Source organism: Burkholderia sp. BCC1972 (assembly GCF_905339605.1).
GTDB lineage: Bacteria > Pseudomonadota > Gammaproteobacteria > Burkholderiales > Burkholderiaceae > Burkholderia.
On record NZ_CAJPGH010000014.1, the window covers coordinates 101,989 to 123,115 of the forward strand.

20 protein-coding genes are annotated in these 21,127 nt (G+C 68.4%); 6 read left to right on the top strand and 14 right to left on the bottom strand.

Features of this window, described 5'->3' with window-relative positions:
* Nucleotides 1–4 precede the first annotated feature (4 nt).
* The 3 genes from U5798_RS20640 to U5798_RS20650 are packed head-to-tail and all read right to left on the bottom strand — an operon-like array spanning nt 5 to nt 3,013.
* The gene (locus U5798_RS20640; protein ID WP_124453829.1) at nt 5–316 is read right to left on the bottom strand and encodes a hypothetical protein; all 312 of its coding nucleotides are present in this window, start codon (nt 314–316) and stop codon (nt 5–7) included.
* Nucleotides 316–1,674, bottom strand: coding sequence for an acyclic terpene utilization AtuA family protein (locus tag U5798_RS20645; protein WP_322083022.1), 1,359 nt, complete (start codon nt 1,672–1,674; stop codon nt 316–318). The genes U5798_RS20640 and U5798_RS20645 overlap by 1 nt, the downstream gene beginning before the upstream one ends.
* A gap of 40 nt (nt 1,675–1,714) precedes the next feature.
* Nucleotides 1,715–3,013 carry a citrate:proton symporter gene (locus U5798_RS20650; RefSeq protein ID WP_322083023.1) on the bottom strand — a complete coding sequence of 433 codons (1,299 nt, stop codon included), beginning with the start codon at nt 3,011–3,013 and terminating at the stop codon, nt 1,715–1,717.
* A gap of 97 nt (nt 3,014–3,110) precedes the next feature.
* Here U5798_RS20650 and U5798_RS20655 point away from each other — a divergent pair, with 97 nt between their 5' ends.
* A complete protein-coding gene (locus tag U5798_RS20655; RefSeq protein ID WP_322083024.1) occupies nt 3,111–4,007 on the top strand; it encodes a LysR family transcriptional regulator in 897 nt (298 codons plus the stop codon).
* A gap of 39 nt (nt 4,008–4,046) precedes the next feature.
* On the opposite strand, the gene U5798_RS20660 is transcribed toward U5798_RS20655, so the two are convergent.
* Entirely contained in the window at nt 4,047–4,631 is a 585-nt protein-coding gene (locus tag U5798_RS20660; RefSeq protein WP_322083025.1) for a flavin reductase family protein, read from the bottom strand.
* 132 nt (nt 4,632–4,763) lie between these two features.
* Nucleotides 4,764–5,189 (bottom strand): VOC family protein, encoded by a 426-nt coding sequence (locus U5798_RS20665; RefSeq protein WP_322083026.1) that lies wholly within the window; start codon nt 5,187–5,189, stop codon nt 4,764–4,766.
* Between the two features lie 112 nt (nt 5,190–5,301).
* On the opposite strand from U5798_RS20665, the gene U5798_RS20670 reads away from it, so the two are divergent.
* Nucleotides 5,302–6,192 (top strand): LysR family transcriptional regulator, encoded by an 891-nt coding sequence (locus tag U5798_RS20670; protein ID WP_322083027.1) that lies wholly within the window; start codon nt 5,302–5,304, stop codon nt 6,190–6,192.
* 15 nt (nt 6,193–6,207) lie between these two features.
* Here U5798_RS20670 and U5798_RS20675 read toward each other — a convergent pair whose 3' ends face one another.
* Genes U5798_RS20675 through U5798_RS20690 form a run of 4 tightly spaced genes read right to left on the bottom strand, consistent with a single transcriptional unit; the run spans nt 6,208 to nt 11,155 of the window.
* Nucleotides 6,208–6,987, bottom strand: coding sequence for a hypothetical protein (locus tag U5798_RS20675; RefSeq protein WP_322083028.1), 780 nt, complete (start codon nt 6,985–6,987; stop codon nt 6,208–6,210).
* A 55-nt stretch (nt 6,988–7,042) separates the two neighbouring features.
* Nucleotides 7,043–9,601: a TonB-dependent receptor gene (locus U5798_RS20680; protein ID WP_322083029.1), complete on the bottom strand. Its 2,559-nt coding sequence runs from the start codon at nt 9,599–9,601 to the stop codon at nt 7,043–7,045.
* 54 nt (nt 9,602–9,655) lie between these two features.
* On the bottom strand, nt 9,656–10,642 hold the full coding sequence (locus U5798_RS20685; RefSeq protein ID WP_322083030.1) for a FecR domain-containing protein: 987 nt from the start codon (nt 10,640–10,642) through the stop codon (nt 9,656–9,658).
* A gap of 3 nt (nt 10,643–10,645) precedes the next feature.
* Complete coding sequence (locus U5798_RS20690; protein ID WP_124453847.1) at nt 10,646–11,155, bottom strand: sigma-70 family RNA polymerase sigma factor; 510 nt, start codon at nt 11,153–11,155, stop codon at nt 10,646–10,648.
* 494 nt (nt 11,156–11,649) lie between these two features.
* On the opposite strand from U5798_RS20690, the gene U5798_RS20695 reads away from it, so the two are divergent.
* Both U5798_RS20695 and U5798_RS20700 read left to right on the top strand, forming a co-directional pair.
* Entirely contained in the window at nt 11,650–12,810 is a 1,161-nt protein-coding gene (locus U5798_RS20695; protein ID WP_322083031.1) for a porin, read from the top strand.
* 398 nt (nt 12,811–13,208) lie between these two features.
* Complete coding sequence (locus U5798_RS20700; RefSeq protein WP_322083032.1) at nt 13,209–14,444, top strand: transglycosylase SLT domain-containing protein; 1,236 nt, start codon at nt 13,209–13,211, stop codon at nt 14,442–14,444.
* Between the two features lie 142 nt (nt 14,445–14,586).
* Here the strand turns inward: U5798_RS20700 and U5798_RS20705 are convergent, their stop codons facing one another.
* Both U5798_RS20705 and U5798_RS20710 read right to left on the bottom strand, forming a co-directional pair.
* Nucleotides 14,587–14,907 (bottom strand): hypothetical protein, encoded by a 321-nt coding sequence (locus tag U5798_RS20705; RefSeq protein WP_322083033.1) that lies wholly within the window; start codon nt 14,905–14,907, stop codon nt 14,587–14,589.
* A 255-nt stretch (nt 14,908–15,162) separates the two neighbouring features.
* On the bottom strand, nt 15,163–15,909 hold the full coding sequence (locus U5798_RS20710; RefSeq protein ID WP_322083034.1) for a MipA/OmpV family protein: 747 nt from the start codon (nt 15,907–15,909) through the stop codon (nt 15,163–15,165).
* Nucleotides 15,910–16,155: 246 nt separating this feature from the next.
* Here U5798_RS20710 and U5798_RS20715 point away from each other — a divergent pair, with 246 nt between their 5' ends.
* Both U5798_RS20715 and U5798_RS20720 read left to right on the top strand, forming a co-directional pair.
* A complete protein-coding gene (locus U5798_RS20715) occupies nt 16,156–16,881 on the top strand; it encodes a response regulator (protein WP_322083035.1) in 726 nt (241 codons plus the stop codon).
* Nucleotides 16,882–18,258 (top strand): ATP-binding protein, encoded by a 1,377-nt coding sequence (locus tag U5798_RS20720; RefSeq protein ID WP_322083036.1) that lies wholly within the window; start codon nt 16,882–16,884, stop codon nt 18,256–18,258.
* A 59-nt stretch (nt 18,259–18,317) separates the two neighbouring features.
* Here U5798_RS20720 and U5798_RS20725 read toward each other — a convergent pair whose 3' ends face one another.
* The 3 genes from U5798_RS20725 to U5798_RS20735 are packed head-to-tail and all read right to left on the bottom strand — an operon-like array spanning nt 18,318 to nt 21,108.
* A complete protein-coding gene (locus U5798_RS20725; RefSeq protein WP_322083037.1) occupies nt 18,318–19,358 on the bottom strand; it encodes an iron ABC transporter permease in 1,041 nt (346 codons plus the stop codon).
* Complete coding sequence (locus U5798_RS20730; RefSeq protein ID WP_322083038.1) at nt 19,355–20,344, bottom strand: ABC transporter substrate-binding protein; 990 nt, start codon at nt 20,342–20,344, stop codon at nt 19,355–19,357. The genes U5798_RS20725 and U5798_RS20730 overlap by 4 nt, the downstream gene beginning before the upstream one ends.
* Complete coding sequence (locus tag U5798_RS20735; RefSeq protein WP_322083079.1) at nt 20,341–21,108, bottom strand: ABC transporter ATP-binding protein; 768 nt, start codon at nt 21,106–21,108, stop codon at nt 20,341–20,343. Before U5798_RS20735 ends, U5798_RS20730 begins: the two co-directional genes overlap by 4 nt.
* Nucleotides 21,109–21,127 lie beyond the last annotated feature (19 nt).

Here is a 21,127-nt window from a genome sequence, read left to right on the forward strand (position 1 = left end):
CGCGTCACGCCGGGTCGGGCACCTCGATCGCCAGCAGCGCCGAGCTGACCGACTTGCCGTGCGCGTCGAGCGCGAGCGAGCGCGTCACGCCGCCGCCGAGCGCATCGCGCAGCACGAAGTTGAACGCACCGAGCGACGGCAATTCGTAGCGCACGACGTCGCCATGCACGATGCCCGCGAGCCACGCCTTCACCGCGTGCGCATCCAGGTGCAGGCGCAGATGGTCGTAATGGCGCGGGTCGACGCAGATGACCGATACGTTCAGCGTATTGCCCTTGTCGCCGGTGCGCGCATGCGCGAGTTCACGCAGTTGCATCATGCCTCCACGAATGAGAACGACGGCGTCACGACCGCCCGCGGCAGCAGCACCGACTGCACGGCGATCACCTCGCGCGTCGACTTGAACGCGCCGCCGCCGCCGGCCGGCCCGTTCGTATAGAGCGTCTCGACTTCATTGCCGATCCGCGCGGCTTCGGCAGCGCTCGCCGCACGGCCGGCCACCCGCACGCGCACCTCGGCCGGCTCGCCGCGCACGGCCGGTGTCGCGGCGCCATACAGCGAATCGACGCCGATCAGGTCGAAGCGCCACTCGGTCGCCGCGACGCCGGTCAGCGCCAGCCGCTCGCGGACGATGTCGAGCGCGAGGCGCGCGCGTTCGAGCGCGCCCGGTCCGCCGTACGAGATCTGGCCTTCGCCGATGTAACCGTCGACATACGCGACCGACACCTTCAGCGTATCGGGTCGCGCAGTGCCGCGCCCGCCCGTCACGCGTACGCGGTCGACGGCCTCCTCGACAACGGCCACGCGCGTGAAATCGGCGACGACGTCGGGCTGCAGATAGCGCGCCGGATCGTGAATCTCGTAGAGCAGCTGTTCCTTGCAGGTCGCCGCGCTCACGCGGCCGCCCGCGTGCGGCACCTTCGTGATCACGACCGAGCCGTCGGCCGCGACTTCGCCGATCGGGAAGCCGAGCCGCGCCAGGTTCGGCACGTCCTTGTAGCCGGGATCCGCGAAATAGCCGCCCGTCACCTGCCCTGCGCATTCGAGCAGATGGCCGACGACGGTCGCAGCCCCAAGCGTGTCCCAGTCGTCCATCCGCCAGCCGAATGCGTGGATCAGCGGCGCGGCGAACAGCGAAGGATCGGCGACGCGCCCGGTCAGCACGACGTCCGCACCGGCCGCGAGCGCGTCGACGATCGGCGCGGCGCCGAGGTACGCATTCGCGGACACGATGCGGTCGCGATACGCGGCGACGTCGTCGCCCGATTCCTCGAAACGGAACGCGCCGCGCAGCACGACGTCGAGCACGTCGTCGCCTTCGACCGCCGCGACCTTCAGTCCCGCGATGCCGAGCGACTGCGCGATCTGCGCGGTACGTCGTGCTGCCGCGCGCGGGTTCGCGGCGCCCATGTTCGACACGATGCGCACGCGTTTCGCCGCCGCGACCGGCAGCACGGCGTGCATCCGCGCGTCGAGCAGCGGGTCGTAGCCGAGCGCCGGGTCCTGCCGGCGCGCCTGCTGCGCGATCGCGATCGTGCGCTCGGCCAGGCATTCGAACACGAGATAGTCGAGCTGCCCGTGTTCGGCCAGTTCGACCGCGGGCTCGATCCGGTCGCCCGAGTAGCCGGCGCCCGCGCCGATGCGCACGCGCGGTTCAGGTTGATTTGCTGTCATGTCCGTACCGTCGTCCAGCGGATCACGCCGCCGGAAATGATCAAAAGATGCCCAGCACGACGCATGCGATCGTCATCACGATCGAGGCGCCGAACAGCAGCGGGAACGTGAATTTCTGGTGCTCGGCCAGCTCGATCCCGCACAGGCCGACGACGAGGAACGTCGCGGGCGTCAGCGGGCTGACCGGAAACCCCGTCGTCATCTGGCCGAGCAGCGCGGCCTGCCCGACCTGTACGGCCGGCACGCCGAGCTGGCCGGCCACCTCCGCGATCACGGGCAGCACGCCGAAGTAGAACGAATCGGGATCGAACAGCATGCTGAGCGGCATCGAGGCGATACCGAGCACGACCGGAATGTGGCCGGCCATCGACGGCGGCACGAAGCCGACCGCCGCTTGCGCCATCGCCTTCAGCATCCCGCTGCCCTGCATGATCCCCGTGAACACGCCGGCCGCGAGCAGGATGCCGGCCATCATCAGCGCGGCGCGCGCATGCGCGTCGATGCGCTTTCTCTGCATGTCGACGTCCGGGTAATTCACCATCAACGCGATGCACAGCCCGACCATGAACATGATCGCGGGCGGAATCTTCTCGCCCATCACGACCATCGTGCCGAGCACGACGAGCGTCAGCACGAGGTTGAACCAGAACAGGTGCGGGCGGCGCAGCGCCTGCTCGTCGGGCGTCAGTTCGCGCTTCGGTAGCGGGATCGACGCATCGTCGCGCGACAGGCCGAGGCGCTTCTCCTCGCGCCGCCCGAGCCAGTATGCGATGCCGAACACGAACACGAGCCCGATCGCCTGCACCGGGATCAGCGGATTGAACAGCGCCGACACCGGCAGGTGCAGCGATGCCGACGCGCGGATCATCGGCCCCGTCCACGGCAGGAAATTGATGCCCGCGGCCATCGACACGGCGGCGGCCAGCACGCGCCGGTCCATCTTCAGCCGGTCGTACAGCGGCAGTACGGCCGGAATCGTCACGAGAAAGCAGACGGCGCCCGAGCCGTCGAGGTGGATCAGCAGCGCGAGCAGCGTCGTGCCCATCACGATGCGCGTCGGCCGCGTGCCGACCGCGCGCAGGATCCGGTCGATGATCGGGTCGAGCGTGCCGGCGTCGGTGATGGTCCCGAAATACAGGATCGCGAACACGAACATCCCGACGACGGGCGCGAGGCCCTTCAGCCCGTCGACGACGAACTTGCTGGTGTGCAGCCCGAAGCCGCCGATCAGCGACGCGGCGATCGGCACGAGGATCAGCGCGACGAGCGGCGACATCCGCTTCGACAGAATCGCGGCCAGCAGCACGACGATCGTGCCCAGCCCGAGTAACGGCAGCATCGGTGTCTCCTACCTTGTCTTTTGTTGGAGACGAGCGTAAGGTCGGCGCAGCGATAGCACAATTGAAATGATTTGATCGCAGCAATCACGAACCGTTATGGATCTGAATCTTCGCGACATTCGCGCCTTCGTCACCGTCGCGCATGCCGGCAACTTCACACGCGCGGCGGCACGCCTGCACCTGTCGCAGCCGGCGCTGACCGTACAGATCCGCCGGCTCGAGGAGATCGTCGGCGCGCGCCTGTTCGACCGCAACAGCCGCAGCGTCGCGCTCACGCAGACCGGGCGCGAGCTGCTGCCGCTCCTGCAGCGCTCGCTCGACGACATGGAGCGCGTGCTGCGCGACGCACGTGCACTCGGCGAAGGCACGAGCGGCACGGTGCGGCTCGCGTGCCTGCCGACCTTTGCCTCCAGCGTGCTGCCGGAGTTGATCCAGTCGTTCCGGCGCGATGTGCCGCGCGCGGGCTTCGAGATCCGCGACGGCGTCGCGAGCCTCGTCACCGCACTCGTGCGCAACGAGGAAGCCGATCTCGGGCTGACCGGCGGCGACACGTTCGACGCGTCGCTGGAGGTACTGTATGTGGGCGCCGACCGGCTCGTCGCCGTCTGCCCGAAGGATCATCCGCTCGCGCGCAAGCGCCGCGTCACCACCGCCGACGTCGCCGCCGTGCCGCTCGTGCTCACCGCGCAAGGCACCAGCGTGCGCAGCGTCGTCGACGCCGCGCTGGAAGCGGCCGGCTGCACGCCCGACATCGCGTGCGAGCCGACCTACATGATGACCGCCGTCGCGATGGTGCGCGGCGGCCTCGGCGTGACGATCCTGCCCGCGACCGCACGCGAGGTGCGCGCCGAGCCCGAGCTGGCCGCGAAGCCGATCGACGATCCCGCGTTCGTGCGGCCGATCGCGCTCGTCGCGAAACGCGGGCGCACGCTGCCGCGCGTCGCGCAGGCGTTCGCCGAGGCAATGCTGGCGGAATTGAAAAAGCGCGCGTGAACCGCGCGCCCTGAAGCGAATGGGCTGGTCGCCCGACGCTTACTGCGCGTCCGGATCGACGTGCAGCGATTCGCCGATCGCATAGAAATTGCCGCCCGCGATGTAGTGCAGGCTGCGCAGCGCGGGATCGGCCGATTCGAAATACCAATGGCCGTCACGGAACACGCGCGTGTCGGACCATGCACCGACCACTTCGCCGATGAACAGGTCGTAGGTCTGCTGGTTGTGCGGCTCGGGGATCAGCTTGCACGCGAGCCAGCCCGAGCAGCCGGCGACGAACGGCAGGTCGTGCCCCTCGACGTCGAACAGCTCGACGCCCGCTTCGCGCAGCTTGTCGGGCCGTTCCGCGAGACTGTGGCTGCCGACCGCATGCGTGAGCTGCAGCTGCGCGGCAGTCGGCACCTGGATCACGAACGTGCCGCTGCGCTCGACGAGCTCGCGCGTCCTCGCGGACTTGTCGAGCACGACCGTCAGCTTCGGCGGCAGAAAATCCAGCGCGCACGCCCACGCGGCCGCCATCACGTTGTCGACGCCGTCATGGCGGGCCGACACCAGCACGGTCGGGCCGTGGTTGAGGAGGCGGTACGCTTTCTTCAGCTCCACCGGAGCGATGTGACTGTCCATACGGGTTCCTTGGAGAACGGCGCGCACGGACGGATGCCGTGCGGCGCGGCGCCGGCCGGCGCAGCTGCGCACGCCCGGGCCGCAGGCCGCATTCTCGCACCCAATTTCAATCGACGCTGGCGCTGCCGCCGGTCACTTCGCGAACAGCTGGCCGATGTCGCGGAACGCCTTGAATTCGAGTGCATTGCCGCACGGGTCGAACAGGAACATCGTCGCCTGTTCGCCGACCTGCCCCTGGAACCGCACATACGGCTCGATCACGAAGGTCACGCCGAACGAACGCAGCCGCTCGGCCAGCGCTTCCCAGCTCGGCCAGTCGAGCACGACCCCGAAATGCGGCACCGGCACGTCATGACCGTCCACGGCATTCGTGTGCGCGCCTTCCTGCGACGCGGTCTTCGGATGTTCGTGGATCACGAGCTGGTGCCCGTAGAAGTCGAAGTCGACCCACTGCGCGCTCGAGCGCCCTTCCGCCAGCCCGAACACACGGCCGTAGAAATCGCGCGCGGCCGGCAGGTCGTAGACCGGAATCGCCAGGTGAAACGGGGAAAGACTCATGGTTGCCTCGTGAAGAAACGCTCGCGTGGCGCGAGGACGGCACCATGGTAGACAAGGTCGAGCAAAAATTAAATCAATATATACTTTCGCGATTCACAAACGGAATTGATGAATGATCCGCGAGCTGAAAACCCTCGTCGCCGTCGCCCGGGAAGGCACGTTCGCCGCCGCCGGCAACCGTATCGGGCTCACGCAGGCCGCCGTCAGCGCGCAAATGCAGCGTCTCGAGGCCGAGCTCGGCTTCGCGCTGTTCGACCGGCAAGGCCGGTCGGCGCGGCTCAACGACAGGGGTCATCACGTGCTCGACCAGGCGCAGGCGCTGATCGGCCTGTACGAGAACCTGAGCTCGACGGCGCCCGGCTCGCCGGCCGCCGTGCGCGTGACGATCGGCGCGATCGCGTCGGTGCAGGGCGCGCTGCTGCCGGCCGCGCTGGCCGAGTTCCATCGCCGGCATCCCGCGTGCCGGACGCGCGTGATCCCCGGGCTGTCTATCGAGCTGGTGAACCGGGTCGATACGGGCGAGATCGACATGGCCGCGATCATTCGCCCGCCGTTTTCGCTGCAAAGCGACCTGCACTGGACGACGCTCATGCAGGAGCCGTTCCGGCTGATCGTGCCGCGCGGCGTGAAGGGCAAGGACTGGGCCGAACTGCTCGCGAGCGAACCGTTCGTGCGCTACGATCGTGCGTCGTTCGGCGGCCGCCAGGTCGATCGCTTCCTGCGCAAGATGCACATCGCGGTACGCGACACCTGCGAACTCGACGAGCTCGATGCGATCGTCAAGCTCGTCGAAAACGGCGTCGGCATCGCGATCGTGCCGCAGACGGCCGTGTATCGCCGCTGGCCGGCCGGCGTGCGCGCGATCGACCTCGGACCGCACACGTTCCATCGCGACATCGGGCTCGTGCATCGCGCACGGCACACGATGCCGGAACCGGCACAACAGCTCGCGCAGCTGATCGAAACGGCGGCGCGGATCGGCGTGCCGTCGCGTCCCGCCTGACCGGCGCGTGGGCACTCAACGCCGCCCGGCTGCCCAGTCGACGGCCGCGTCGAACAGCGCAACGCCGGCCGGCGACAGGTTCGTGAACGTGTCGTTGTCGAGGAAGAACATCACGCGGCGTGCCGGTGCGAGCGCCTCGTAGTCCATCGTCGCGCCCTTCTCGTACGCGAAGACCGCGGCCTTGTCGGGCTGTCCGTACACGGTCGCGATCGTGATCGCGCCGAGCCCCGGCTTGCCCCAGCTCATCGGCGCCTGCTTGCCGTACACGTTGGTTGCGCCGGCCGGCAAGCCGGCCGCAATCGGATGCGGCGCGTTGACGAGCCACAGGTAGCGCTCCTTGCCCGTTTCGCCGAAATCGACGTCGTGCCGCTTGCCCGTCATCGCGAGATCGTCGAGCAGGTCGTTTTCCCATGTGACGAGCGGCTTGTCGAGCGTGCGCCAGCCGGGCCGCACGTTCTTCGACGACACCGTCGACGAGATCACGACCAGGTCGGCGTCGCGCGCCGCATCGGGTGTGGCCGACTCGTCGATCAGGCGCACCGCGTAGCCGCGTTCGCCGAGGTGCTGGCCGATGCGTTCGTCGACCTTCAGGTTCGGGCCGCGCAACTGCACGAGCATCGCGACGCGCGTGACGGCCGGCGGCGCATCGGCGGCGAACGCAGGCGCCGATACGCCGACGCCAACGCCCGCGGACAGTGCGAGCACCGAGCCCGCGATCGCGCGCAATGCGCGGCGCCGTGCACCGCCGCCACCGGCAACGGCGCGCGCGGCGCCGGTCTTCATCTTCAGGGTCATCCGGATCTTCTCCAAAACCGCGCGCCGGCGCACCGGCCGCGCGGCGATTGCGTGGTCAGAACTGCAGCGTGGTCAGCAGCGATACCTGTCGCGCATCGCCGATCGCGACGAAGTAGCGATTCGCGCTCGACGGGTAGTACGTGCGGTTGAACAGGTTCTTCACGTTGAGCTGGAACGACAGCTTCTGCTTGCCGATCCGCGTGTCGTAGGTCGCGAACGCGTCGGCGAGCACGTACGATGGCAGCGTGAAGCTGTTCGCCGAATCGCCGGGCCGCGCGCCGACATAGCGCGCGGCCGCGCCGACGCGCAGGTCGTCGCCGCCGATCATCGTGCCGAAGTCGTAGACGGCCGCGAGCGACGCCGTGTGGCGCGCGACGTTCCACAGCTGGTTGCCTGCATACAGCGGATCCTCGGTCGTCTTCGCGTCGATGTACGCGTAGCTCGCGATCACGTTCACGCGTTCGCCGATCTTGCCCGACACGTCGAGCTCGACACCGCGCGAGCGCGCCTTGCCCGACGTGCGCCAGTCGGTCAGCTTCGTCGCGTCGTTGTACTGCGACACGAGCACGTTCTTCTTGTCGATGTTGAACAGCGCGAGCGTGCCCGTCAGCCCGCCCGGCAGGTCGAGCTTGCCGCCCACTTCCCACGCGGTCGCTTCCTCGGGCGGCGTCGCGCCGTCGATGATGTAGCCCGTCATCGGCGCGATCGACGACGACGGCTTCAGCGACTGCGAATAGCTGCCGTACAGCGAGAACGTATCGGTCCACTTGTAGACGATGCCCGCGCGCGGCAGCCACTTCGAGCCGCTCAGGTCGGTGTTCGCCGTGAACGGCCGGCCGCGCCCCGCGACCTGGTTGTACGTGATGTAGCGAAGGCCGCCCGACACGATCCACTTGTCGGTCAGGTGAATGGTGTCCTGGAAGAACGCGGACGCATCGTGCAGCGTGTCGGTCTGGTCGCTGTCGCTCGCGGATACCGTGCTCGACGGCGGCAGCAGCCCGTACACCGGATCGATGTAGTTGAACGGCGTCTTCACGGCCTGGCGCAGCATGTCCTTGCGATAGATGCGGCGGTATTCGGTATCGAAACCCACCTGCACGTCGTGACGCATCCCCGCGAGCGTCAGCTTGCCGTTCACGTAGCCGACCCCGTAGCTGTCGGTGCTGAGCGAACCGTGCGTCGCATCGTTGCTGCGCGTCATCGTGCCCTTCACCGGATCGACGCCGGTCGTGCGCAGCTGGTTCGCGTCGTAGGTCTCACGGTTGTAGCTGTAGCCGAAATGCGCGCTCCAGTCCGCATTGAACTGGTGATCGACGGTCAGTTGCGCGAGATGCGATTCGCCGTCCATGTTGTTGAACGGCTCGTCGATCCGCCGCCGCGCGGGAATGTCGAGCGGTGCATTGGTGCGCGGATCGAGCGCGGTGCCGCGATCGAACGGCGAGTGGAACTTGCGGTACTGGTAGGACACCGCGACCTGCGTATCGCGGCCGTACCACGCGAGCGACGGCGCGACGAAGGTCTGCCGGTTCTCGCCGAAATTGCGCCAGTACTGCTCGTTCGACTGGTCGACGATCAGCCGGTATGCGAGCCGCGAATCGCCGATCGGCCCCGTCGAATCGAACGTTGCGCTGCCGCCGTTCTTGCCGTGCCCGAACGTCGACGCGCCGAGCGAAATCGCGTTGTAGCGCACGAGCTGCGGCTGCTTGGTGACGACGTTGATCATGCCGCCCGGATCCATCAGACCGTACAGCAGCGAGCTCGGCCCCTTCAGCACCTCGACGCTGTCGACCGCCGCGTTGAACGCACGGCCCTGCACGAGCGGCATGCCGTTCTGCATGATCGAGCCGTCGCGGTTGCCGCCGAAGCCGCGCTTCATGATCGTGTCCTGCGTACCCGCGAGCGTGTTGCCCTGCGTGATGCCGCTCACGTTGCCGAGCGCGTCGTCGAGATTGCGCGGACGCTGGTCGCGCAACACTTGCGCGGGCACGATGTTGACGGCCTGCGCGGTGTCGAGCAGCGGAATCTCCGAGCGCAGCACGCCGGCTTCCTTCGGCGCGCGATAGCTTTCGGCACGCAACGCGCTGGAGCGCACGTTGATCGCGGGCAGCTCGGCGGCCGGTGCGATGTCTGCCGCCACGGGCCGCGCCGCCGAACCGTCCGCGCGCATCAGCGTGTAGCCGCCGCCCGGCTGGCGCAGCGCGACGAGCCCCGTGCCGGCCAGCAGGCGATCGAATGCGCCGTCGATGTCGAACCGGCCATGTACGCCGCCGCTCGTCAGGCCCGTTGCCATGTCGGCCGGAAACGCGAGCAGGATGCCCGCCTCGCGCCCGAACCGGTTCAACGCCGCTTCGAGCGCGCCGGCCGGAATGTCGAATGTGCGGCGCGGCGCGCGCTGCGCGGCGGGCGCCGCATCGGCGTCGGTGTCGGCCAGCGCGGGCAGCGGCAGCAGCGCCGACAGCAGGACCGCGCCGGCCAGCCTGCTGGCAAGACGGCCCGGCGCGGCCGCGCGCGGCAGATGACGGGCGGGCGCCGGACGGCGCCGATACGTGAGACGGATGGAAACCATGATCGGAGAGTCGGTGGACGATGGGCCAGTGCTGCTTTCAATACCCATGTCACGCGAACATCGAGAAACAGCTCAGGTCGGCGGAAATATTTTTCGACGAACTCACGAACGGGCCGGCACGACCGTCGCCCAGTAGCGCGTCAGGTAGTGGACGTCGATCGGCAGCGTCGCCTTCAGCGTGTCGAGCACGCGTGCGGGATCGTCGAGCGGATAGGTGCCCGACACACGCAGGTCGGCCACGGCCGCATCGCAGCGCAGGCTGCCGCGCCGATAACGGTCGAGCTCGGCGACGAGGTCGGCCAGCCGCATGCGCGACGCGACGAGCATGCCGCCCGTCCACGCGGACGCATTCGGATCGAGCGGCGCCGGCACGCCGATCGCATCGCGCGTGAAGTCCGCGCCCTCTCCCGCCGCGATCACGCGCGTGCCGGCCGTCGCGTCGCCCGGCTGCACGCGCACCGCGCCGGCGAACACTTCGACGCGTGTCGCGCCGTCGCGCTGCCGTACCGCGAAGCGCGTGCCGAGCGGCTGCAACTCGCCTTGCGCGGTCGCGACGACGAGCGGCCGCGCGGGGACGCGCTCGTCATGCCCGCTCGTCACCATGATCGTGCCGCGCAGCAGGCGCAGGCGGCGCGCTGCGTCGTCGAAATCCACGTCGAGCGCCGAGTCGGTATCGAGCACGACGACCGTACGATCCGCGAGCGTCACCGTGCGCTGCTCACCCACCGCCGTGCGCAGGTCGGCCGGCCAGATCGCCGCGCGCCGCGCGGGCTCGGCCATCCATGCGGCACCGCCCGCGAACAGCAGCACAGCCAGCGCCTTGACGGCCGCGCGGCGGCGGCCCGCCCGCGGCGGCAGCAGCGCCGCGTGCGCGGCCTGCGGGTCGAGCCCGGCCGCGAGCCGGCCGAAGCGGCCCTGCATCGTTTCGATATGACGCCATGCCGCATCGTGCGACGGATCCTCCGCGCGCCAGCGCGCGAGCGCAGCGGCGAATGCGTCGTCGGTGCGGCCGGACTGCCGGTCGACCCACCATTCGACTGCGCGGCGTGCAACGTGCGGTGGCACCGACGGTGCGCGTGGAGCGGCCATCGGTCAGGCCGCCATCGCGAAGAAGCACTGCGTGCCGGCCTTCACGAGATGACGCTTCACCGTCGCGAGCGACACGCCGAGTTCACGCGCGATCTCGGCCTGCGTGAGCCCGTCGAGCTGCGCGAGCAGGAACGCACGCTTCGCCGCGAGCGGCAGGCCGTCGAGCAGTCGATCGATTTCGAGCAGCGTCTCGAGCACGACGGCCCGCTCTTCCGGCGACGGCGCATACGCTTCGGGGCGCTGCGCCAGCACGTCTAGATACGCCCGCTCGATCTGCTCGCGCCGCCAGTGATTGCTCAGCACGCGCTGCGCGACCGTCGTCAGGAACGCGCGCGGCTCGTCGGCGCCGATCGGCTCGTCGCGTGCAAGCAGGCGCATGAAGGTGTCGTGCGCGAGATCGGCCGCGCGGTGCGCGCAGCCGAGCTTCCGGCTCAGCCAACCGCGCAGCCACGCGTGGTGGCCGGCATAGAGGGCGTCGATTTCTCGATGGAGGGACAGCTTGTCAGCGGACATGGCCGGGTTCCGGGTGCGCAGGCGTCAACGATTCTGTAAATGAGAATGATTATTATATACAAAAGTAAGCCTGGGCCCCCGGTTTGATGCGCGCCGGTGCGCGCAGCCATGATCAGGTGCGGCGTGATGGCGACGCCGCGATGCCGGTGCCGGCCGCGGACGATACGTCCCTAACACACCCGTCACATCGCGGCCAATTCAATTCATTCAATAATTATTTGACGGATCAATAACAATATTCGGACCGTCGCCATTCCCCCATCGATTGCGCGCGATTGTCACGGGATATGCAAGACGCAATGAACAAATCGCGAAATGACAACCCATTGATACGCGACCATCAATAATTCAAATCCCTCAATAATTCGTTTCGGAGGACGCCTCTGTCTGCGTCAGACCACAAAAGAGAATTTCATTTTTGCCGTTTTATTGCGGCTCTGTAGTCTCCTGCCATTCCGGATCACGAACACGAGCGCAATGCGCAAGGAGATGAAATGAAACGCACGACCCTCTCGCTGATTTCGGTCGCGTCATTCGCGGCGATTCCGGTCGCACATGCGCAATCGAGCGTCACGCTGTACGGCGTGATCGACACGTCGATCACCTACGTGAACCATGCGCAGGGCAAGGACAATGCGTGGATGCTCGGCAACAGCAGCGCGGGCAACCTGGCCGGCAGCCGCTGGGGCGTGAAAGGCACCGAGGATCTCGGCGGCGGGCTGAAGGCGCTGTTCCAGCTCGAGGACGGCTTCGACCCGAGCAACGGCCGGCTGGGCCAGGGTGGCCGCATGTTCGGCCGTCAGGCGTTCGTCGGCCTGACGAGCGACCGCTACGGCACGCTCACGTTCGGCCGCCAGTACGATCCGCTCGTCGATCTCGTGCAGGGCATCACCGCCGACAACTACCTGGGCAGCGTGTTCGCGACGCCGGGCGACGTCGACAACTACGACAACAGCTTTCGCGTCGACAACGCGGTGAAGTACACGTCGCCCGTCTATTCGGGCCTGCAGTTCTCGACGATGTACTCGTTCGGCGGCATTGCCGGCAGCACGGGCGCCGCGCAGTCGTACTCGGCCGCCGTGTCGTACAACAACGGCCCGTTCAGCGTCGCGGGCGGCTACTTCCATGCGTCCAACAGCCCCGCGTCGAACGGCCTGCGCACCGGCTGGACCAGCTCGTCGGACGGCACGTTCGACGGCCCGATCAACAACGGCTATGCGAGCGCCCACTCGATCGGCATCGCGCGCGTCGCGGGCCAGTACGTCGCCGGACCGTTCACGTTCGGCCTCGGCTACAGCAACGCGCAGTACCGCCGCGACGCCAGTTCGGCGTTCGGCTCGAACGAGCACTACAACACGGGGCAAGGCTTCGTGAACTACCAGGCGACGAATGGGCTGCTGGTCGGTGTCGGCTACAGCTACACGCGCTCGGGCGGCGACACGTCGGCCACCTATCACCAGGTCTCGGCCGGCGCCGACTACAACCTGTCGAAGCGCACCGACGTCTACCTGACCGCCGCGTACCAGCATGCGAGCGGCCAGACCGGCGACGGCAAGGGCGGCTCGATGGCCGCGCAGGCGTCGATCGGTTCGTACGGTTATGCGGGGACGAGTTCGCAGACGATGGTCAACCTCGGGCTGCGTCACCGCTTCTGATGTGAAACGGCCGGCTGCGCACGGCGCAGGCCGGTCGCATCCGCATTGCGCACGCGGCGGCTTCGGTCGCCGTTGTTCTTTGCCGCTTTTATTCGAGCCGCGCAAGGATTGCCCGGTGAAATCCCGTTCACACCATTCAATCCCGTGCTTACGGCGCGACTGACGCAATGCGTCAGGTCCCGATAGCTGTGATCGCACCGGTATTCATCGAAAATCCAGCCATTTTTACCGATCGGGCGTCGTCAGGCCGCGTGGTCCGACGCGATAAAAATGCGTGGCTAACGCGAGCACAAATGCAAAGGAAAGTTTGACGCGAGCCATTTGCGTCCGCGCTATGGCACACTTCGCGTCTGCGTAATTTCCTTGCACCGGGCGGCCGGATTCCGCCCCAACCTGCCATGCCGCGTCATACAACCCGTTCGATCAGCCGCGAAACGCTGAAAATCGCCTCGGCGATCGCGATGTCGTGCGCGCTGCACGGCGTCGCGCGGGCCGATTGCCTCGACGACGCGGCCGCGTTCCAGCACGTGAGCGTCAGCCTGATGCGCGGCATCGCGCAGGTCGAATCGGGGATGAATCCGCGCGCCGTCAACACGAACACGAACGGCACGGTCGACATCGGGCTGATGCAGATCAACAGCACGTGGCTGCCGACGCTCGCGCGCGAGGGCATCACGCGGGAAAGCCTGTTCGATGCGTGCACGAACGCGTATGTCGGTGCGTGGATCCTGTCGCAGAACATCCGCCAGCTCGGCCCCAACTGGAACGCGATCGGCGCATATAACTCCGCCTCGCCAGACAAGCGCCTCGCGTATGCGCGCAAGGTCTATGATGCAATCCGGACCATGCCGGATTCGCCCGATACTCCCATGCCTATCCTGCCCCCCTCTTTTACGCCGCCGCAACAGGCCGAGGCGTACAACCCGTTCGCGAGCCTGAGCGTGTCCGCGCCGCCGGTCACGCGTCCGCGCACGATATCGTCGGCCCCGCCGCCCCCGCCGCCGCAGGGCGGCCCCGCCGGCCCGGCCGGCTCGTACAACTTCGGCTGGACGGTCACGGGTGCGGACCAGGCGAAGCCGACCCAGGTATTCGACGACGGCGCGCGAGTCTACGTGCAGTTCAGCGACATGAAGCACGTGCCGGCGATCTTCACCGAGACGTCGAGCGGGCGCGTGCTGATGTCGTGGGAGCTGCAGTTTCCGTATGCCGTCCTCACGCGTCCCGCGCAAACGTTGATCTTCCAGCTCGGGCCGTTCGAGGCGCGTGCGCAACGTGGTGCGGCGGCCGCAGGCATGACCGCGCAGGGCGGCACGACAGGTACGGCCGGTATGGCGACGGCCGGGGCATCGGCCTCGGCATCGAAGAAGGCGGCCAGTACGGCCGCGAATGCGGCGAAGAACACGGCACCCGATACGGCAGCGAAACGCACGGCGTCGGCCGATGCGCTGTGGTACCTGAATACGCCGTCGACGTCGGGAACCGCGGCGGCCTCGCCTTCGACCGCGAACGTTCCCGCCACGCTGCCGACAGCCATCACGTCGAACACGCCGCCGCCCACGCCGGCTCAAGCACCGGCCGCGGCCGCTCAGCCGTCGCGCGCCAGCGCGGACGCGCTGTGGTACATCTCGAAGTAACGCGCGTCCGATCGCACGCGCGGCGCGGCGCTCACTGGTCCGCGGTCGGCCGCAGTTCAGGCGCGTTCATGTCGTCCACCCATTGCAGTTCGGCCGTGCCGTTCTTCCTGAAATACACGCGCAGATAACGCGACGCCGACCGTCACCCCCGCCGCACCCAGATCACTTTCCCGTCGCGAATACCGAGGTCGCGGCGCTCCTGCCGATAATCCATCGTGCCCGGCAACGACTTGCCGTCGCGCTCGAGCACGCGCCACAGGCAACCGTCGAGCAGCGCGGTCGCTTCGGCCTCGGTCTTGCCGATCAGCGCGTCGTCTGGCGTGGCGTCCGCCTTGCACACCTGCGCGGGGATCGGAGCCGCGCCGCCGGCGGTGGCGTTGGGGTGCTTCGTGTCCATGTCGGCACATCCTGACAAAGTTGCACCAGCAACGAGTGCAACGAGCATCGCGATCGTGTTCTTCATCGTTTTCTCCGTGTCGCGGCCCAGCGCAGCAGGCGCGGGATGCGCGCACACACCGGGCGCTGGATCCATGACGGGTTCCGCGCGCCACCGGCCGGTAACGCACCGTATTGCGCGATCCGCTCGTGTCGAATCGGCTTCGCACCGTCACCTCGACGGGCTGATCCCGAAGCCGAAGGCGGGCCGCCGTCATGTTACCGCAACGATCCGCGGCGAAGTCGTGCTCCCTGTACGGAGCGCGCGCATCACGCCGGCCGCTCAGAACTTGTACGTCACGCCCGCCATCCCGTAATAGTTGCTGCGCGACTGGACGATCGGGCTGTCGCCGGAGCGGCCGAGCAGCCGCGTCACGCCGCCCGTCGCAAGTACCGACCAGTGCTGCGACAGCGTCCAGTTCCATGCGAGCGCCATCGACGCGCTGTCGATCCCGCCGCTCACCGAATACGGCCGGAACCGGCTCGTCATCGACTGCGCGTCGGTCACGCCGTAGAACGTCTGCGTGTAGCGCCCCGAGCCCGCGTGCACGGTGCCCGTCACGATGATCTCGTGCTGTGCGGTCTTGAACACCGGCACCGCGAGATCCACGTGCCCCGACACGCCGCGCGACGTGTGCGTCACCGGCGTATCGATCGTGACGCTCAGTTCCGCCGCATTGAAGAGCGTCACGCCGGCGCGCACGCCGACGAGCACCGAGCCCGGAATCCGGCCCATGCCCTTCAGGTAGTCGGAGCCCGGCAGGTCGAAGCGGTTCTCGTCCGCGCGGCCCGGGTCGTAGTTCACGGCCGCCGACACGAACACGCCGTGCGGCAGGTCCAGCCGGTAGCCGGCGCCCTGCGTGCTGTCGACGAAGAAGCCGTTGCCGAACGTGGCGGAAAACGACGGCGCAACGACGCCGCGATACTGTTTGCTGCCCTGGTAGCGCGGTGCAACTCCACCGCCGAACGACAACGAATACTGGTTTTCCGCGTGGGCGGCAGCGGCGAGGGTCAGGCCGGCGAGCGGCATGCAATAGCGGTAGCGGCGAAGTGATGGGCGCACAATATTGAGATATGAGTGACGGAGCCCGCAGTCTAGGTGCCGCCTTGCGCCGAGACTGTCCTGAATGTGCGGCGAATCTGTGCGCAATTGTGTTCGATTGTTCGAGATTGTCGCCCTGCTCCCCCGCCCTCCGCTACGCCGGATAGAATTCGCGTGCCGCGCCGCTCCATCAGCCTGCCAGGTGCGAGATGGCGCGTGCCCCTTGAGGAGACCATGAACGAAGACCCGCTCAAATACCGTGTGCTGCTGATCGAGGACGACGACCGTCTCGCGCAGCTCGTCCGCGAATATCTCGACGGCTACGAATTCGCGGTGACGGTCGTGCGGCGCGGCGACCTCGCCGTCGCGGCCGTGCGCGAGCACCAGCCGGCCCTCGTGATCCTCGACCTGATGCTGCCGAACCTCGACGGGATGGAAGTCTGCCGGCGCATCCGCGCGTTCACCAACGTCCCCGTGCTGATCCTGACCGCGCGCGCTGACGTCTACGACCAGGTTGCGGGCCTCGAGACCGGTGCCGACGATTACGTGACGAAGCCGATCGAGCCGCGCGTGCTCGTCGCGCGCGCCCGTGCGCTGTTGCGCCGCGCGCAGCCGGCTGCCTCCGAAGCGCCCGTCGCCGCGCCGGAAGCACTCGTGTTCGGCGAACTGACGATCTCGCCGCCGAACCGCACCGTCACGTGGCGCGGCGAGCCGGTCGACCTGAAGACGGCCGAATTCAACCTGCTGCTGATCCTCGCGCGCGCGGCCGGCACCGTGCTGAGCCGCGACGACATCCTGAAGCAGTTGCGCGGGATCGAATTCGACGGACTCGATCGCTCGGTCGACTCGGGCATCTCGAAGCTGCGCCGCCGGTTCGAGGATGCATCATCGGAGCCGCACAAGATCAAGACGATCTGGGGTCGCGGCTATCTGTTCAGCCCTTCCGCGTGGGACGAATAAATGCTGCGCCCGTTGCTCAGGCTGTACCTCATCGTGATCGTATGCGTCGCCGCGTCGATCATGTTCATCCAGCTGGCGTTCGACCGGATCTTCTACGAACGCGTCGCGCAGGCGCAGCGCGACTCGCTGACGACCTATTCGTTCGTGCTGAACGACTACCTCGAGCGCCATCCGGGCGCGCAGCGCGAGCTCGCGCTGCGCGAACTCGCACTGCACGGCAACGAAGGATTCGGCTTCATGTCGATGGCCGACGCGCGTGCACAACTGAGCGGCGCGCCGCTGCGCGATCTCGATGCCGGCAGGATCGCGATCAGCTACAACGGCAAGGATTACTACATGCCGCTCGCGGACGGCTCCGTGCTGCACGCGCGCCCGATCGAGCCGCCGGACCTCGACATCCGGATCTATGCGTACCTGTTGCTCGCGCTCGCGGCGCTGTTTGCGGTAGCGCTGTGGATTCACTATCACTGGCGCGACATTCGCAGGCTGCAGGATGCCGCGCGCGCATTCGGCGCGGGCACGCTGTCGACGCGCATGAAGCTGTCGGGCAAGTCGAACATCTACGAGCTGTCGAAGCAGTTCAACGACATGGCCGGGCGCATCGAGGCGTCGATCAAGCAGCAGCGCGAAATGATGCACGGCATCTCGCATGAACTGAAGACGCCGCTCGCCCGGCTCGAATTCGGGCTCGCGCTGCTTGCCGAGCCCGACGAAACGGGGCGGATGCGCGAACGCCGCGACGCGCTGCGGCGCGACGTGCGCGAACTCGACGAACTCGTCACCGAGCTGCTGACGATCGGCCGGCTCGAACAGGGTGCGAGCGAACTCGCGCCGATGGAGATCGTCGTCGATGCGCTGATCGACAGCGTCGCCGGCAACGTCGCGAACGATGTCGCCGATCGCGGGATCACGCTCGACGTGTCGGCGCACGCTGCGCCCGCGACCCACGTGTGCGATCCGAAGCTCGTCGCCCGCGCGCTGCTGAACCTGATCCGCAACGGCGCACGCTATGCGTCGCACACGGTCCTGCTGGCCGCCGCCAGCGACGCGACCGGCGCGCTCGTGCTCAGCGTCGACGACGACGGCCCCGGCATTCCGGCCGCCGAACGCGCACGCGTGTTCGAACCGTTCCAGCGGCTCGACTCCAGCCGCGACCGGCAGACCGGCGGCTTCGGGCTCGGGCTCGCGATCGTGCGGCGCGTCGCGCAGGTGCACGGCGGCGACGTGCGGCTCGAGGATTCGCCGCTCGGCGGCGCACGCTTCGTCATCACGCTGCCCGCGCTGACACTGCCGGACCGCCTGTTCGACGTCACAGGCACCGATTCACGTGTCGCCACGCCCGGCGAAGGCAAGCGCACGGCCGCGCCGTTGCGATGACAGGCACGGCAGGCCGCCACCCTGTCCTCGCCTGACCGGACGTGACGGGATTGCGCCGCTCAGCGGCGGCGCAGCAACGCAACGAAGAACAGGCTGCCGAACAGCGCGGTGACGATGCCGATCGGCAAATCCTCCGGCGCCGCGAGCGTGCGGGCCGCGACATCGGCCCACACGAGCAGGATCGCACCCGTCAGCGCGGCGACCGGCAGCAGCCGGCCGTGCTCGGCGCCGACGACGCGCCGGCACAGATGCGGTGTCACGAGCCCGACGAAGCCGATCGCACCGCTCACCGCGACCATCGCGCCCGTCGCGAACGATGCGACGACGAACACCTCGCGCCGCATCCACGCGCTCGGCACGCCGAGCGACGCCGCGGCGACATCGCCCGACATCAGCGCATTCAGTTCGCGCCGTCGCGCGTACAGCGCACCGCCGGCGAGCACCGCGCACACGGCCGGCACCGGCAGCAAGTCCCAGCGTGCGAGCCCGACGCCGCCGAGCATCCAGAACAGCACCGATGACGCGGCACGCTGGTCGCCGAGATACAGCAACAGGTTGCCGAGCGCGGCCATCATGAACGACACCGACACGCCCGCGAGCAGCAGCCGGTCCGATTCGAGCCGGCCGCCGCGGTGAGCGAGCGCGACGACGCACGCGGTTGCCGCGAGCGCACCCGCGAACGCAGCGGCCGACAGCGTGAACGGGCCGAACGCCGCGCCGACCATCACCGTGACCGCGACGGCGCCGAGCATCGCGCCCGCGCTCACGCCGAGCAGGTGCGGATCGGCCAGGCGATTCGCGGTGGCCGCCTGCAACGCGACGCCGACCGCCGCCAGCGTCGCGCCGACGATCGCGGCCAGCAGCGCGCGCGGCATCCGGATCAGCCACACGATGCTGTCGTCGCCCGCGCCCGCCGCGAACGCGCCGGCGCCGCCGAACGCCGACGCGATGTGCGTGACGACGACTCGCACCGCGGCCGGCATCGAAATCTGCGCCGGACCGAACGCGGCCGATACGACGATCGACACGATCAGCAGCACGGCCAGCGCCGGCAGCACGACGCGCATGCCGGGTCGCGACGCCCGTCTGCGCAGGCTCATCGCACCGGCCCGGTGAACGCGGCCGGATACAGCGCACGCGCGAGCGTCTCGACAGCCGCGACGTTCTCGGGCCCCGGCGTCGCCGCATCGTACGGAATCACGACGAAGCGCCGGTCGCGGATCGCAGCCACGCGCGCGAGCGCCGGCTGGCTCAGCAGGAACTGCTGCTTCTGCGCGGCCGTCACCGCCGAATAGTCGACGATCACGATCGCCTGCGGATCGCGCGCGACCACGCTCTCCCAGCTCACCTGCGTCCAGCTGCGCGGCAGGTCGTCCATCACGTTGCGCGCGCCGGCCGCCGCGAGCAACGCGGTCGGCATCGCGAGCCCGCCCGCGGTCATCGGCTTGTCGGTGCCGCTGTCGTAGACGAACACGCGCAGCGGCGCCGGCTGCCCGATCGCGCGCGACACCGCCGCGAGCCGCGCACGCATTGCGGCGACGACCTGCGCGGCGCGCGCGTCGACGCCGAAGATCCGGCCGAGATTGTTCAGGTCGCGGAACACGTCGTCGAACGACGCGGCCGATTGCTTCATCACATGCGAGCACGATTCGGTCAGCTCATAGGCACGAATGCCGAACGGCGCGAGCGTCGCGGGCGTCACGGGGCCGCCGACATGCATCCCGTAGTTCCAGCCCGCGAGATAGAAGTCGGCGCGCGCGGCGGCCAGCACCTCGAGCGACGGATACTGGCTCGCCAGTTCGGGGACGCCGCGCAATGCGTCGCGTACGCGCGCGGTGCCCGTCTTCCAGCCGCCGATGCCCGTATAGCCGACGAGCCGGTCCTTCAGGCCGAGCACGAGCATCATCTCGGTCAGGTTGACGTCGTTGCTGACCGCGCGCGTCGGCGCGCGCTCGAACGTCACGTCGCGGTCGCAACTGCGCACGGTGACGGGATAGGCGCCGGCGTGAGCGGCGGCGCAGCCGAGCACGGCGGCGGCAAGCAGCCGGCGTGCGACAAAGGACACTGGAAACGGCATGGCGGTCATTCCGGATGGAGCGGCGTGATGCGCGGCCGGCCCGAGACGGGATGCCGGTCGACGAGCACGGCAACGCCGAACACGTCGCGCAGCAGCGCTTCGGTCAGCACGTCGCCGGGTGCGCCGGACGCGACGACCCGGCCGTGCGCGAGCACGTGGAGCCGGTCGCAGTACGCGGCCGCGAGATTGAGGTCGTGAATCGTCGCGAGCGTCGCGATGCCGAGGCGGCGCACGCGTGCAAGCAGTTCGAGCTGGTGACGCAGGTCGAGATGATTGGTCGGTTCGTCGAGCAGCAGCAGTTCGGGCTGCTGGGCAAGCGCGCGGGCCAGCAGCGCACGCTGCTTCTCGCCACCCGACAGCGACGCGAAGCGTTGCGCGCGGCGCTCGACGAGGCCGACGTCGTGCAGCGCGGTTTCGACGATCCGGCGATCGTCGGCCGACTCCGCCTCGAATGGTCGCTTGTGCGGCGTGCGGCCCATGCCGACCAGTTCGTCGACCGTCAGCCCGAAATCGTCCGGCGTCTCCTGCTGCAGCACCGCGATGCGCTGCGCAACCGCGCGCGGCCGCATGCGCCATACGTCCTGCGCATCGAGCGCAACACTGCCCGCGTCGGGCCGCGCGTAGCGGAATATGCAGCGCAGCAGGCTCGTCTTGCCGCTGCCGTTCGGGCCGACCAGCCCGACGAACTCGCCTTCGGCAACCGTCAGCGTCACCGAATCGAGCACGTCGATCGCACCGCCGGGAGACCAGCTCACGCGTTCGATGTCGAGCATGTGGGTGACGGGATGCACG

Bases quoted from the DNA above. Each gene is read 5' to 3' on its own strand.
- U5798_RS20640 (WP_124453829.1), bottom strand. From the start codon at position 316: ATGCAACTGCGTGAACTCGCGCATGCGCGCACCGGCGACAAGGGCAAT.
- U5798_RS20645 (WP_322083022.1), bottom strand. From the start codon at position 1,674: ATGACAGCAAATCAACCTGAACCGCGCGTGCGCATCGGCGCGGGCGCC.
- U5798_RS20650 (WP_322083023.1), bottom strand. From the start codon at position 3,013: ATGCTGCCGTTACTCGGGCTGGGCACGATCGTCGTGCTGCTGGCCGCG.
- U5798_RS20655 (WP_322083024.1), top strand. From the start codon at position 3,111: ATGGATCTGAATCTTCGCGACATTCGCGCCTTCGTCACCGTCGCGCAT.
- U5798_RS20660 (WP_322083025.1), bottom strand. From the start codon at position 4,631: ATGGACAGTCACATCGCTCCGGTGGAGCTGAAGAAAGCGTACCGCCTC.
- U5798_RS20665 (WP_322083026.1), bottom strand. From the start codon at position 5,189: ATGAGTCTTTCCCCGTTTCACCTGGCGATTCCGGTCTACGACCTGCCG.
- U5798_RS20670 (WP_322083027.1), top strand. From the start codon at position 5,302: ATGATCCGCGAGCTGAAAACCCTCGTCGCCGTCGCCCGGGAAGGCACG.
- U5798_RS20675 (WP_322083028.1), bottom strand. From the start codon at position 6,987: ATGACCCTGAAGATGAAGACCGGCGCCGCGCGCGCCGTTGCCGGTGGC.
- U5798_RS20680 (WP_322083029.1), bottom strand. From the start codon at position 9,601: ATGGGTATTGAAAGCAGCACTGGCCCATCGTCCACCGACTCTCCGATC.
- U5798_RS20685 (WP_322083030.1), bottom strand. From the start codon at position 10,642: ATGGCCGCTCCACGCGCACCGTCGGTGCCACCGCACGTTGCACGCCGC.
- U5798_RS20690 (WP_124453847.1), bottom strand. From the start codon at position 11,155: ATGTCCGCTGACAAGCTGTCCCTCCATCGAGAAATCGACGCCCTCTAT.
- U5798_RS20695 (WP_322083031.1), top strand. From the start codon at position 11,650: ATGAAACGCACGACCCTCTCGCTGATTTCGGTCGCGTCATTCGCGGCG.
- U5798_RS20700 (WP_322083032.1), top strand. From the start codon at position 13,209: ATGCCGCGTCATACAACCCGTTCGATCAGCCGCGAAACGCTGAAAATC.
- U5798_RS20705 (WP_322083033.1), bottom strand. From the start codon at position 14,907: ATGAAGAACACGATCGCGATGCTCGTTGCACTCGTTGCTGGTGCAACT.
- U5798_RS20710 (WP_322083034.1), bottom strand. From the start codon at position 15,909: ATGCCGCTCGCCGGCCTGACCCTCGCCGCTGCCGCCCACGCGGAAAAC.
- U5798_RS20715 (WP_322083035.1), top strand. From the start codon at position 16,156: ATGAACGAAGACCCGCTCAAATACCGTGTGCTGCTGATCGAGGACGAC.
- U5798_RS20720 (WP_322083036.1), top strand. From the start codon at position 16,882: ATGCTGCGCCCGTTGCTCAGGCTGTACCTCATCGTGATCGTATGCGTC.
- U5798_RS20725 (WP_322083037.1), bottom strand. From the start codon at position 19,358: ATGAGCCTGCGCAGACGGGCGTCGCGACCCGGCATGCGCGTCGTGCTG.
- U5798_RS20730 (WP_322083038.1), bottom strand. From the start codon at position 20,344: ATGACCGCCATGCCGTTTCCAGTGTCCTTTGTCGCACGCCGGCTGCTT.
- U5798_RS20735 (WP_322083079.1), bottom strand. From the start codon at position 21,108: ATGCTCGACATCGAACGCGTGAGCTGGTCTCCCGGCGGTGCGATCGAC.